13 protein-coding genes are annotated in these 13,509 nt (G+C 42.1%); 7 read left to right on the top strand and 6 right to left on the bottom strand.

Going from position 1 to position 13,509, the window contains the following annotated elements:
* Window positions 1-149: 149 nt before the first annotated feature.
* Window positions 150-392 (bottom strand): DUF8620 family protein, encoded by a 243-nt coding sequence (locus tag IM485_RS06895; RefSeq protein ID WP_002740130.1) that lies wholly within the window; start codon window positions 390-392, stop codon window positions 150-152.
* A 60-nt stretch (window positions 393-452) separates the two neighbouring features.
* The gene (lnt, locus tag IM485_RS06890; RefSeq protein WP_104397239.1) at window positions 453-1,979 is read right to left on the bottom strand and encodes an apolipoprotein N-acyltransferase; all 1,527 of its coding nucleotides are present in this window, start codon (window positions 1,977-1,979) and stop codon (window positions 453-455) included.
* Between the two features lie 239 nt (window positions 1,980-2,218).
* Between lnt and IM485_RS06885 the strand changes: the two genes are divergently transcribed.
* The gene (locus IM485_RS06885) at window positions 2,219-2,977 is read left to right on the top strand and encodes a GAF domain-containing protein (protein WP_287742139.1); all 759 of its coding nucleotides are present in this window, start codon (window positions 2,219-2,221) and stop codon (window positions 2,975-2,977) included.
* Window positions 2,978-3,058: 81 nt separating this feature from the next.
* Here the strand turns inward: IM485_RS06885 and IM485_RS06880 are convergent, their stop codons facing one another.
* Window positions 3,059-3,445, bottom strand: coding sequence for a hypothetical protein (locus tag IM485_RS06880; RefSeq protein ID WP_104397237.1), 387 nt, complete (start codon window positions 3,443-3,445; stop codon window positions 3,059-3,061).
* 79 nt (window positions 3,446-3,524) lie between these two features.
* On the opposite strand from IM485_RS06880, the gene hpsP reads away from it, so the two are divergent.
* The 4 genes from hpsP to IM485_RS06860 all read left to right on the top strand — a co-directional run bounded on the left by hpsP (window position 3,525) and on the right by IM485_RS06860 (window position 7,369).
* Window positions 3,525-4,685 (top strand): hormogonium polysaccharide biosynthesis glycosyltransferase HpsP, encoded by a 1,161-nt coding sequence (hpsP, locus tag IM485_RS06875; RefSeq protein ID WP_104397236.1) that lies wholly within the window; start codon window positions 3,525-3,527, stop codon window positions 4,683-4,685.
* A gap of 364 nt (window positions 4,686-5,049) precedes the next feature.
* Window positions 5,050-5,616, top strand: coding sequence for a glyoxalase-like domain protein (locus IM485_RS06870; protein WP_104397235.1), 567 nt, complete (start codon window positions 5,050-5,052; stop codon window positions 5,614-5,616).
* 48 nt (window positions 5,617-5,664) lie between these two features.
* The gene (locus IM485_RS06865) at window positions 5,665-6,006 is read left to right on the top strand and encodes a hypothetical protein (RefSeq protein WP_287742134.1); all 342 of its coding nucleotides are present in this window, start codon (window positions 5,665-5,667) and stop codon (window positions 6,004-6,006) included.
* A gap of 28 nt (window positions 6,007-6,034) precedes the next feature.
* A complete protein-coding gene (locus IM485_RS06860) occupies window positions 6,035-7,369 on the top strand; it encodes a flotillin family protein (RefSeq protein ID WP_104397233.1) in 1,335 nt (444 codons plus the stop codon).
* A 176-nt stretch (window positions 7,370-7,545) separates the two neighbouring features.
* On the opposite strand, the gene hemL is transcribed toward IM485_RS06860, so the two are convergent.
* Complete coding sequence (hemL, locus tag IM485_RS06855) at window positions 7,546-8,847, bottom strand: glutamate-1-semialdehyde 2,1-aminomutase (RefSeq protein ID WP_104397232.1); 1,302 nt, start codon at window positions 8,845-8,847, stop codon at window positions 7,546-7,548.
* Between the two features lie 404 nt (window positions 8,848-9,251).
* On the opposite strand from hemL, the gene dnaN reads away from it, so the two are divergent.
* Window positions 9,252-10,400 (top strand): DNA polymerase III subunit beta, encoded by a 1,149-nt coding sequence (dnaN, locus tag IM485_RS06850; protein ID WP_002739977.1) that lies wholly within the window; start codon window positions 9,252-9,254, stop codon window positions 10,398-10,400.
* A 155-nt stretch (window positions 10,401-10,555) separates the two neighbouring features.
* On the top strand, window positions 10,556-11,326 hold the full coding sequence (locus tag IM485_RS06845) for a hypothetical protein (RefSeq protein WP_104397231.1): 771 nt from the start codon (window positions 10,556-10,558) through the stop codon (window positions 11,324-11,326).
* Between the two features lie 3 nt (window positions 11,327-11,329).
* On the opposite strand, the gene IM485_RS06840 is transcribed toward IM485_RS06845, so the two are convergent.
* Together IM485_RS06840 and IM485_RS06835 are read right to left on the bottom strand one after the other, a co-directional pair.
* Window positions 11,330-12,310 carry a M4 family metallopeptidase gene (locus IM485_RS06840; protein WP_104397230.1) on the bottom strand — a complete coding sequence of 327 codons (981 nt, stop codon included), beginning with the start codon at window positions 12,308-12,310 and terminating at the stop codon, window positions 11,330-11,332.
* Window positions 12,311-12,732: 422 nt separating this feature from the next.
* On the bottom strand, window positions 12,733-13,437 hold the full coding sequence (locus IM485_RS06835) for a hypothetical protein (RefSeq protein WP_104397229.1): 705 nt from the start codon (window positions 13,435-13,437) through the stop codon (window positions 12,733-12,735).
* Between the last annotated feature and the right edge of the window lie 72 nt (window positions 13,438-13,509).

Genomic DNA, 13,509 nt, shown 5'->3' with positions numbered 1-13,509 from the left:
CTGATAACTGATAACTGATAACTGATAACTGATAACTGATAACTGATAACTGATAACTGATAACTGATAACTGATAACTGATAACTGATAACTGATAACTGATAACTGATAACTGATAACTGATAACTGATAACTGAATTAAGCAAACCCTATTTAGGGGACAAGCGTTCTTGTATTTTATTAATTGCCCAGCTTAAAATCGCCCCCGCAATTAAAATACTAATAGCAGGATTGAATAGGGGCAGCCAAAGACGCTGAAAAAGTTTAAATCCTAGGGGAATTCCCGTGGATTCACCAATAACAGCCACGGCAAACCAGAGAAAACCCGCTATCACTAAAAACACATCAAATATTAAGATTCTATTCAACCACTTGACAAATTGCTCTTTCATTGCATCAAAAACTTAGGTTATTTATACAGTTTATTCACGAAAAAGTATAGCACTGTCACCTTAATCCCAAGCTCTCCAGAGCCAAGCTAGTCCGGCAGTAATGATTAAAACTTTAGTTAACCAGTCTCCCCAGCGCACATATAAAGTTCTCGTATCCCGTCGATAAATTGTTTCGCTATGGATTTGATATTTATCCAAATCCGATAGCCAAAGCTGATTACCGTGGGGATCGACAAAAGCAGAATAACCCGTATTGGTGGCCCGGGCCATCCATCGATCGGTTTCGATCGCTCGCATGGTATCCTGAGCATGGTGTTGAGCGGGCATGGCGTGGTTATAATGGGCGTTATTAGAAGCAGTAATAATAAATTCGCCTCCCCTAGCAGTTTGACGGCGAAAATGTTCGGAAAAAGCCGATTCGTAACAAATGCCCACAATGGTCTTACCGAAAGGACTGTCAATAATTTGATCGGGATTTCCCGGGATTAAATGCGCTTGCAAGGGAGAAAGGCGATCAACAATTCCGCCCAAAATTTCCTGAAAAGGAACGTATTCGCCTAAAGGCACGAGAATTACTTTATCATACCGACTAATCACCTGTCCCTCGCCATCAATGGTCAAGAGACTATTGTTATAACCCTTGTCCACCTTGCCAAATGCACCCAACCAGATCGGCGTTTTTTTGGCTAAAATTGCCGAATAAATCGAGCTATTATTGACTAAGTTCTCCCAATAGTAGGGTAAGGCGGTTTCAGGAGTTAAGACGGCATCTACTCCTTGATCGGCGAGAATTTGATAACCAGAGGTGTAACCTTCGATCGCCTTTTGAAATCCTAGGGGCGAAAGTTTAATCGTGTTGGGAATATTGCCCTGAATTACGCCAATTTTTATCCCTAAATCCCTTGACTTTTCGATCGGTTTATGGTATGTGTCCCATCCCCAGAGATGCAGGCTAAAACAAATGAGGAGGGGTAAAGAGAGAAAAGCGAGATTTTGCCGCGATTGACGGATTAGGAGCAAGCTTTCGGCCATTAAACCGTTAACTGCCACAATTGCCGCCGTTACCGTCGTAAAACCCGATAATTTGCCCAATTGCAGAATCAATAAATTATGGGGACTTTGACTATAAGCAAGGGTAGTCCACCAGAGAGGGGATTGACTCCAGAGAGATTCTAACCCACACCAGAGAGCAGTGCCGACTAAAACCCGTAGGAGGGCATCCCGAAAGGATGACTGATTAACACTTTTGTTGACATAAAACATAACTAACGTCCAAGTTAGCACGATCGCCGTTCCCCAAAAAGTGATAAACAACCAACAAAACAGAGCAATTGACAAACTCGCTAACCAGGGGACACCCATCCACGTCATCGGGTGAATTCCCGTGATCCAGAATAAAGCCAGACCATGGTAGGCAAAACCCCAGCCAAAACCGTATAAAAGCTGTTTTTTTAGGGATTTTTCCGCTAATCTCACAACCATCCACAGGGGGACGAGAGAAATCCAAGCGAGTAACCACCAAGAAACTGGCGCTACTGTTAACCCCATCCCCACACCGGCCAAAATTGCCCAGAGAAAACGCACCATCTTTCACTCCAGTCAGGTTAAACTGGTCTGACCCACTAGATCTCAGAGTAGCTAGAGGGAAGACAAAAAACAAGAGACACACAGAAGTTTTGGCTACATCTACAATAGAGCAGTTAACGAGTAAAAAAAGCCCTTCCATGAGATGCTATGGCAAGCTATAGACTCAGACAAACAGGGAGATGGCAAATGTCACCCTCACCCTAAAAGCCTAAACTCGGACTGATTAAGTGATTGAATACATGGATAATTTTAACCCCAAAATAACGGCTCTGGCTCTTCTCTTGAATGTTGAGGAAAATCTCGAAGATATTTTCCGGAAAATAGCTAGTATGAGCGCTCATCAATTGCAAGCGCGGCACTGTTCAATACTGTTAAGCTCTCCACAGGAATTAAAGGGGGAAATTACCGATTATCTAGAAGTTTTTGCCCATTATGATGAGCTATCACCTTTAGCTGATCAAGAAATAATTAAACTTGATCAAGGTATTGCCGGCACTGTGGCAACTACAGGAAAACCTCTACTAATTAAGGATATCACTCGATCGCCATTTGCCAGTGCAGCCCCTTATTCCAAAAAATCAAATAATAATAGTTTTATAGCCGCACCGATTATCCTCAATCAGCAGATAATTGGAGTAATTAATCTCAGTTTTCCCCTAGACAAAAAACATTTTGAACTATTAGATTTAGAAATCTTGCAGTTATTCGCTCAACAGGCTGCCCAATCCCTGCAAATTTTTCATTTGCAAGGGATGTTAAAATCTCGTTTTGTGGCCATGGCAGTGACTAGAGAAATAGCAGAAATTCAGTCCGAACATTCGATAGCTGTCCATCCTTATCCCCCGAAATTAGCCAAAATTGTCGCTAAGGCTTTTTTTAAAGAATTAACTCAGGCTGGTTTTGGAACCCATCAAGTTATTGAGATTGCTAATGAGGTTTTGAATTTACTACAAAAGACTCTTAATAAACATAAAAATCGTCTGGAAGGAAAAGATTGAACCCTAGTCAAGGGTTAAAATCGACTCACTTGCCACTCCCGTGCTGTCCTAAGAAGTAATTGAGATAGTTAACAGCTTAATTTACTGATTGCCGCTGCCATCCTGTCTTCCTAATTCATAGACACCGGAGGCAACACAGGCGAGAATACCGACACTAATCGGCCAACTTTTTCCTAAACTAATCTCAATTAACCAATCGGAGAAACCGCCGAGAATGAGAAAGGGGATAATACTAAAGATAGAGGCATAAAAAGCATTTTGGGATTCTCTGGCGACGCGAGTTTTTTCAAACTCTTCTAGGGAAGTATAGAGGAAACGCTCGGCAAAATTAAACCAGCGATCAAAAATTTCTATAAACCAATTTCGTACCCCAGCTAACCCCAAATATAATGCTAAAGACCAGAGACAGCTACCAGCAATAAAGGCCGGGGAAATATTGATAGTGAAGGGCAGAAAGTCGATTACCATAAATGAGAGCCACAGAAGTGGTAAATTTGAGCGAACGGCTTGATCGATCTTAACAAGTCTTGACCCTTGCACCAAAAAGATGAAAATTCTTCAGATTGTTCCTTCGATTTCCCTTGTTTACGGTGGCCCTAGTCAAATGGTACTCGGTTTGTCAGCAGCCTTAGCACAACTGGGCCAAGAGGTGACTATTATTACCACCGATTCCAATGGTGACACGGGACAAGCACCCCTAGATGTGCCTTTGGGTGTCCCTGTTAGTCAAAATGGCTATCAAATCTATTATTTTCCCTGTTCTCCCTTTCGGCGCTATAAATTTTCCCTTGATCTGTTTACTTGGTTGGCTAATAGGGCAAAAGATTACGATATCGCCCATATTCATGCTTTATTCTCGCCGGTAAGCAGTATATCGGCTTCGATCGCTCGTTATCATCAACTGCCCTATATTCTCCGTCCCCTAGGCACCCTCGATCCGGCAGATTTGCAAAAAAAACGGCAACTTAAACAAATATATGCCAATTTTCTCGAAAAACCCAATTTAGCGGCGGCGGCGGCGGTTCATTTTACCAGTCAGCAGGAGTGTCAAACTGCCGAAAGATTTAATATAAAAACTAAGGATATTATCATCCCCCTAGGGGTAGATTTTTTTAACCCACAAGCTTTACCAGTAAAGGGTTTTGAGCTTCCCGAAAATAAACCGATCATTCTCTATATGTCCCGTCTTGATCCGAAAAAAGGTCTAGATTTATTGCTGCCCAGTTTAGAAAGGTTGTTAGAAAATGGTCTAGATTTTCATTTTGTCTTAGCAGGAAGCAATCCCCAGGACCGGGAGTACGAAAATCGGATTAAAAATCAGATCGAGCGGTCAATCTTGGGCAAAAATACGACAATTACCGGATTCGTGACCGGAGAAGTCAAAAATAGCCTCCTCGCTAGGGCCGATTTATTTGTTTTACCTTCCTACTATGAAAATTTTGGCATCGCGGTTGCCGAAGCTATGGCCGCCGGAATTCCTGTGGTGATCTCTGATCGAGTGGATCTGCATCCTGCGGTGGCAGCAGCGGCTGCGGGATGGGTGACAGCTTGTCAGCTTGAGGATTTAACTAATACTTTGGAAGCGGCTATCACTAATCCTGAAATTCGCCAACAACGGGGGAAAAATGCCAGGGATTTAGTCTTAAATCAATATAGTTGGTCAGCGATCGCTGAACAGATGCTAACTGTCTATCAAAATTTAGTCTGAGCTATCGATCGTCCCCTGCTCGATCGAAGTCACAGACGGATTAAGATTTAAGCCATCAGGATAATCAGCACTAAAAATGCCAGTAGGGTTAAACCTGATTGCAGAAAGACGGGGAGTGCAAAAGAATTCATAACAGTAGCTCACTTTTCTAGGGATGGCTCTATTCCCAATATACGCTTTCATCTCCGCTAATTCCTCATATTTCCCTCCCCAATGTCATCATCCCATCATTTATTCATCCCATAGGGAGCATTTTAATACAAATGTACAGAACTTGGTTACTCCCCACCCTGTTCACTTAAGTTTCAGCGTCGTGATTATAATTAGGGAATGATAGAAATTCTTAGGCAATAGGATCACATCAGTGTTGATAAATCATCTTTTCTTCGGCGCTTTTCTACCCCTTGATACTCTCCTGTCCACCCAGGGGATTATGGTTATGCTTCTGGCCGCTTATGCCTTAGCCATGTGGATGTTTCTAACTAGCGCCCCAAAAGTTCATACAATCATGGTGACAGATTTGGAGACAGCCCGACAATTTTATGAAGGACTTTTAAATTTACCCACCGCCGATGTCCCCCTCCATTACTATTACAATTATGAGCAGACGATGGGCAATAATATGATTGACCCATTTTATATGTCTAGTAATCCGGCTGTGACTACTGCCAACCCTTCTGTGGGAGATCAACCCCAGGGTTTATGGTATCAGTTAAAGAAAAATACCCAACTGCACATCGTTGCTGGTGCAACTGCGGGTTATAAGGATCGTCATCGTCACGTTTGCTTTGATCATGATTGTTTAGAACAAATTCTGATGCGGGTGGAATCACGACGCTTAAAGTATAAAGTTCGTCGCAATAAACCTTTAAATTTTTTGGTCAAAGATAATGCTGATCGCGTGATTGAAATGGCCGAAGTCTCAAATTAGTTAACGGTAATTTGATTGGGGGCAACCATAACGGTAAATAACTAAACTATGAATGCTCAACTGCTCACAATCGTTTTAATTTCTTTAGGGGTAGGCATTGGTTTGGCGATTCTACTCCTGATTTTAGTCAAGTTAAGACGCTGCAACCAACAGGTAAATAGTATTGTCGATCATCACTCTCTCATCGGTTTAATCGGAGTTGTTCAAATCCCCTTCGATAAAAATAGCAAGGGGAAAGTGCGAGTTAATGTCGGGGATAGTCTGATCGATATAGTAGCGATAACGGAAGGGGAAGAACAATTTAATGTCGGTGATCAAGCATTTATTCTCAGTTGCAGAGACAATAAGGTTTTAGTCATTCCGGAAAAGTATATCAGAGGCGATTTGTAATTTCTTCTAGACCAAAGGGTAACTAACTATGAATAGTCAAAATAATTCCTATCTCATCCAAATCAATCCCAACCAATACGACAACAATAACAATAACAGTGCTGGCAATTTATTATTGAATAGTGTTCCCATTGCTTTATTGATATTTCTGGGGGTCGGTGCGATTTGGTTTATCAATTCTTTTTTGTGTATTTGTAAACCCAATGAAGTGGTAATTCTGAGTGGGATGAAACGCAAATCAAAAGATAGACAGGATGCAGGTTATCGAGTAGTATCGGGGGGTCGGGCGATTCGTATTCCAATTTTAGAAACTGTTAAACGCATGGATGTCACCACAACCCCGATCAGAATTGAGATTAAAAATGCCTATTCTAAGGGCAATATTCCCCTGAATATAGTGGCCATTGCTAACGTGAAAGTTAGTTCTAAACCTGAAATAGTCGGCAATGCGATCGAACGATTTTTAGATCGAGATCGAGAAGAAATTATTCGCGTAGCTAAAGAAACTTTAGAAGGAAACTTGCGGGGTGTAGTCGCAACAATGACCCCCGAACAAGTGAACGAAGATCGCCTAAAATTTGCCGAAAGTATTACCAGTAACGTCAGTCAAGATCTGTTTAAACTCGGTTTAGAAATTGATACTCTCAAAATCCAAAATGTTGCCGATGACGTGGATTATCTTAACTCCCTCGGACGGGAAAGAATTGCTTTAGTCATGCGTGATGCTGAAATTGCCGAATCAAATGCCCTCAATGAAGCTGAACAAATAGTCGCGGAATGTGAGGAACAGGCAACCGTGGCTAAAACCCGCGATCAAATTATCATTTTAGAGCAAGAAAACGAGTTGAGAAAGTTAAAAGCAAAACTGGAACAACAGGCAAAATCGGAAGAAGAAATAACTATTGCTGCCGCTAAGGAAAAACGTGCTATAGTTGAGGAAAAATTGCAACAGGTTAGGGCAGAATTGGAAAGATTACGTCTCCAAGCAGATCAAGTTTTACCCGCAGAAGCGCAGCAGGAAGCTGAAACTTTCCGCGCTAGAGGAGAAGCGGCAATTTTTGAAGAAAATGCCAAAGCTGAAGCCTTGGTTAACGAATTATTTGCAGAAGTCTGGCAAAACACCGGCAGTGAAGCAGAAGCAATTTTCTTGATTCAACAGTTAGAAACTATCCTAGAGGAGGCGATTAAAATTCCTAGACGCTTACACCTCGATCGAGTTAATATCGTTGATAATGGTGATGGTAAATCCCTGGCTGCCCTGATCAAAGTCTATCCCGAAATCGTCAATCAATTCCTCGCCAGTGTCCATCAAACCCTCGGTATTGATGTAGTGGGAACTCTCACCAATAAAATTGAAAAATAGCAGTCAGAAAACCTACTAGACAGGTCTTCTAAAATAGATTGTTACCGAGATCGAGCAAGGTTAAAACCGCACTCGATCTCAACGATAAGAATCCCCGTCTTTTGCAAGCGGGGAAATGTCAACTCATCAATACTTGGGACTCTATCAATCGATTTTCCCAGTCGAAGCGGCATTAACTATAAACTTGCTAAAACCTCCTTAGCGGCGGCCAAAGTCCGTTCGATATCGGCCTCTGTGTGAGCTAAAGAAGTAAAACCAGCTTCAAACTGGGAAGGAGCTAGATAAACGCCTCTTTCCAACATTCCCCGGTGAAAACGACCAAATTTAGCCACATCGGCCTTTTTGGCATCTTCATAGTTATGCACGGGGTTGCCAGTGAAAAACATTCCGAACATGGCGCTAATATAACCTCCAGAAACGCTATGACCAGCATCTCTAGCCACTTTCAGCAGCCCTTCAGTTAAGGATTTGGTCACTTTATCGAGATATTGGTAGGTGCCGGGGCGCTGGAGTAACTCGAGGGTTTTAATTCCTGCTGTCATGGCCAAAGGGTTGCCGGATAAGGTTCCCGCTTGGTACATCGGGCCGGCCGGAGCCACCATCGCCATAATATCAGCCCGACCGCCGTAGGCCCCTACCGGCAGCCCACCGCCGATAACTTTGCCGAGGGTGGTTAAATCGGGGGTAATGCCGAATTTTTCCTGAGCGCCACCGTAGGCGATGCGGAATCCGGTCATTACCTCATCAAACATTAATAAGGCTCTGTATTCCTTGGTTAATTCCCGCAATCCTTCTAAAAAGCCGGCATCCGGCACGATAAAGCCAGCATTACCCACCACTGGCTCTAAAATCACCCCGGCGATAGAGTCGGGATTTTCGACAAAGAGGGCTTTTACCGCTTCCAGGTCATTATAGGGGGCAGTTAAAGTGTTGTTAGTGGTGGTTTTGGGAACCCCCGGCGAGTCGGGTAGTCCCAGGGTCGCTACACCAGAGCCAGCTTTAACCAGGAACATATCGGCGTGACCGTGGTAACAGCCCTCGAATTTGATGATTTTATCCCGGCCGGTAAAAGCCCGCATTAAGCGCAGGACGGACATACAGGCTTCGGTGCCGGAATTGACAAAACGCACCATTTCAATGCTGGGAACGGCATCAATCACCATTTCAGCGAGAATATTTTCCTGGACACAGGGAGCGCCGAAACTGGTTCCTTTGTCTAGGGCCTGGTGTAGGGCGGCAATCACTTCGGGATGGGCATGACCACAGATAGCCGGCCCCCAAGTTCCCACATAGTCGATGTATTCGTTACCGTCCACGTCGCGAATATAGGCCCCTTTGACGCTTTCAAAAACGATGGGTTGACCACCGACGGATTTAAAGGCCCGCACGGGGGAACTTACACCCCCCGGCATTAATTTTTGAGCGGCTGTAAAGATTTCTTTCGATTTTGTTGTTTGATACGAAGATGTGCTAACCAATCCTGTCTCCTTGTCTATTTGAGTCTATCGATTCCGGGGAATGCCCGGAGCTTTGTTTTGTTAACTTCCTGCTGCTTGTTCCATTTTAAAGATCACCAGCCTACATTTTACGCAATTTTTTCCCTAAGAAAGATGCTGGTCGGCTCAAGTCTCGCTATTGTTAACTTGTAGCTTGATCCTTAACAACTTATGTAATTGGGTGAGAAGGGGCGAAAATTTCACTTTTGACAATTTTTCCACAATCTTTTTAGAATTGCCAGAAAAACCTAGCAATGGGCGAATTTATTGCTATTGATAGATTTTAGACCGGAAAGAGCGATCGAAAAAAGCTCGGGTTTTCCACAGATTTTCCACAGGGGAATTCTTGCTATTATTTCTTAGCGTACAAAAAAACTATTCCTGCTATGAAATTTACCAGTAGTCAAAGCGAACTCAACAGCAATTTATCCCTAGTTAGTCGGGCCGTTGCCAGTCGTCCTACCCATCCGGTGTTGGGAAATGTTCTCTTTTGTGCCGATGAGGAAAAGGGCGAAATTAGCCTGACTGCTTTTGATTTGAGTTTAGGGATTCGCACCAGTTTTCGGGCCGAGGTGGTGGAAGGGGGCAAGATTACCCTGCCGGCAAAATTACTTAACGATATTGTCTCTCGTTTGGGAGAGGGGGAAATCACTATCTCTGTGGAAGAAAACGAGAATGATGAGGAGCATAGTCTCGCTTTCCTGAAAACTGCCTCGGCACAGTTCCAAATTCGCGGCATGAAGGCCGATGAGTTCCCAGAATTGCCCACGGTGGCCGATGGAGAAATTGTTAATTTACCTATAGTTGCCTTGACAGAGGGACTAAAAGGTGCATTGTTTGCCGCTAGTGGCGATGAAACTAAACAGGTGTTGACGGGGGTGCATTTAACTAAAACCGTCGATTGTCTAGAATTTGCCGCTACAGACGGTCATCGTTTAGCGGTGGTACAAACTCCCCTAGAGGAGGTGGAAAGTGCCTCTGGTGGCTTTAATGTCACCATTCCGGCCCGGGCCCTGCGAGAATTGGAAAGAATGATGGCAACAAAACAAAATATCGAGACTATTACTCTGCATGTGGATGATTCTCAAGTCATCTTTGAAATGGGGGAACAGAGGTTAACCAGTCGTAAGTTAGAAGGGGCCTATCCCACTTATAATCAGTTAATTCCTAAATCCTTCGAGCGTTCTTTGGTTTTAGACCGCAAACAGTTAATCCGTTGTTTGGAATTAGTGGCGGTTTTATCGGACCAAAAGAATAATTTAGTCAAGTTTAGTCTCGATAGCGAAAATGACCGTTTATCCCTAGCGGTGGAATCTCCTGATTTAGGTAGTGCCAAAGAGTCCATGGCGGCGGAAATTCAGGGAGAAAGTGGCGATATTGCCTTTAATGTTAAATATTTAATGGACGGTTTGAAGGCTTTACCCAATAATGATATCCAAATGCAGTTAAATGCTAGTACCCAACCGGTTATTTTTACCCCCTTGGGAGGTTTAAAGATGACCTATTTGGTGATGCCGGTACAAATTCGTCAGTAGTTCTGACTTAATCGAGACCGTGGGATCTGTTTTTAACCTATCCCATTTTTGAGCCTGTTAACTCAATCCTATTTTCTCGCCAAAGGATTGGGTTTATTCTCTCTATTTTGGCGATATACTGTTGATCATTGAACAACTTCACGGATTGAATTGATATGTTATTATCTACTCCTGAAACAATTCAGCATATTCTTTGGCAAGGGCCACTAGAATTGGACAACGAACAAATTGCGGAAGAAAATTTTAGATTTATGTCACCTCTTGCGGAAGAAAATTTTAGATTTATCTCACCTCCCTCACGGCCCAGCTATGCACCAACTGTTAGCATCGGACAACCAGAAGTTTGGCCATTAGCTGAACTTTATTCTGGTGCAATTCCCTCTTGGTTAGAGGTAAAACAGAATGAGGCACAGTTTTTTTTAGTCCGTTTTGCCTGTTCTCTTCGTAATAGTGGAGAAGATAAATTTCAAATTACTCAAGCTAAATTTTCTGTTGATTTACTGCCCGATAATCAACAAAACCGGGCTATTGCTTTTGATCTATATCCGTTGGAAATCAATCAGGAAATCAAGCGTAACTGTAAAGTTAGTCTGTCCCCCAATATTAAGTTTAAGGAAGCTCAGGCAAGTTTAGGAGGAACAGATTTTGCCCTAGAATACACCGAATTACAACCAACAATTATAGCCACAGGAGTTGGGGAATATAAGGCTGATTGGGAATATCGAAAAGCACAGGGAAAAGGAGTTCAAGGAAGTAAATTTATGCACATGATTGTCAAAGTCCCTAATAATATGCAATTGGTGAGGACTAAGTTAAATTTAACTGCCCGCTTGGAACAAAATGGTAATCCCTTGGTTAAATGGCTTTTTAAAACTGACATTAAAAAAGTGCCAAGCGATTGCTTAATAGTCAATTTAGTTAGCTAATATTTACTCAATTCCCACATCAATAAATGCTTGAGAAATAGCATCTAATTGAACCTCTATGTGAGGAGAGGGTGCTAGTAATAGTTGGGCTTCTTCTTCAAATACTCTACGACTATCGAGGAAGTTGTTGAGCGCAGAAATAGATTTCAGAACTTGACGGAATAGCTTAAGAGCAAATTCGCCATTAAAAAGAGGCTGTCCATCGATGACAGTGTTATGAATTGTCATCAATCGATAAAAAGCATGACTATGAATCAAGGAAAGTTCGTGTTCGTGATAATTATTATTGCCCGTAGTCCAGTTATCTATTTGTATTTGTTCATAGAAAGACTCTGCACCGTTAGATGTTAAAGAAAGTAATTTATCTAATTGTCTCTGGGATACGGTTCCTTCTTGAAAGTTTTCTCCCACATCCCACAGCCAATTATGAGGATTATTCCGATAACAACCATCATCCCTATGATAGTTACGCACTAAAACCGCAAATATATCACAAAAAGATTCTTCAAGTGCTTTTTTTTCTGTAAACTCATTATCTCCTTCCTCAATTTGCTGAATTAAACCATGACAAAATTCATGCGCTACTACTGTGATATCGGTTCCATAGGAAAGGTTTCTACCATTAATTTCTCTTTGTCCAAATAAAGCCCGTCTAGTTTTACGTCCCCATGCAGCAGGCTCATAGGAACCATTTATTCTGCCAACATTAATGATAGCTTCATATCTATCTAGTTTTAGTGGTTTTTTGAAGTTACGCTTGATAAACTTGGCAACGGTTTCAACATTATCGCGAGCTTGTTGGCAAAAATCTTGACAAATACCATCGACTAATGAGTGGTAAGTGAGAATGATATCAGAGGAATAATCTTTATATCTTAAATTATAAGTTCGTGAAAGCCCGCAGCGATGAACAAAGAAAAGATAACTCGATAGAAAACAATAGTTACCATTAGATGGTGCGCTATGGCATTCTGTGCAGACCATAAGTTTTTGCCCCCGATAAATTCATAAGTTTCAGTCAGTGGTTAAGTAATTAATCTTGTTAGAAAGTCGCCCAATGTGTCAAGATGGTAAAATTTCCAGAATTTAGGCAAAGCAAAGCCACAAAAAATGGATAAAATACCCATGTAAGTAGCTGATTATAATTAAATTGAAGATGGATTTTGGGTTCGATTCCCCCTTAATCTACCCTTAATAAGGGTGGTGTCGATCCCCCCTTAATCCCCCCTTGATAAGGGTGGTGTCTGAAAGTTTTTAACACCTACCTACTTATTTCCTGTTAAAAAGTGAGTTATATTTGAATAATGCAAAAAAAGTTTACCAAAACCAGCCCAATAGTTAGGGATATTTTGGTAAATATCTCCAAACGATAGACAGTTTGGCAGTAGGTTATGGACAGAACCCTTTTAGCAGAAGGTTCTCAAATTTGAGAGTTCGAGGATTATCTCACCTGTGTGGGCATCTATCATATAATCAGTTAATTCCAGTGATGTTCCAACAGATTTTCCGCCACTGGTTGGAGCCATAACTTTAATGTTCGTAACATAAACAAGTCTCCATTCACCTAGCTTGTGACTGGAGCCATTAGAAAAGTGTTTGAAATAATAGTAAAGCTGGGGATTAATATCACAATGCTCTAGGGCTTCTGGGGAAATAGGCTCACCCTTCTTAAGACAATATTTGTAGATCGAATCTTTTAAATCTTCTTCAGGAACTTTCGGATTTTTGTCAGGAAATCCTTTTTTTACAGCTTCATCTTGAGCAACTTCAGACGAGTTTGCAAACAAAAATTTATTGTCTTCGTCTAAATCAACAATGATCGAGGAGCCGTATAAAGGGATACCTTGATATCGGAGGCGATATTTGAATTTGGATGCTTGAGTAAATTTCGATTGATACTTATCTACAAGTTCAAATTCAACCAGCAAACCCGTGGACAATCGGACTTGCTGAGTGTTCCTCGGCTCGGGTTTGGGCTGAAGGCTTTTGGGCTGAGAGCCAGTGAAGCTGCGAAGCTCCTCTCCTGCGCCACCGGGCGAGTCTGAGCCGGACAACTTAATGGCTATATCTTCTAATTCAGTTGTTTTTTTCTTTTCTAACTGTTTTGGCATTTTACAATCACTGCAAAGGTGTTACAAAGTGTTACAAAAACGGTATAAAACATATCACGTCGTCCAACTATG

It is taken from the genome of Microcystis sp. M169S2 (assembly GCF_020245865.1).
GTDB classification, from domain to species: Bacteria; Cyanobacteriota; Cyanobacteriia; order Cyanobacteriales; family Microcystaceae; genus Microcystis; species Microcystis ichthyoblabe_A.
Note: the sequence above shows the minus strand (reverse complement) of the source record. Positions and strands in the feature narration are given on the sequence as shown.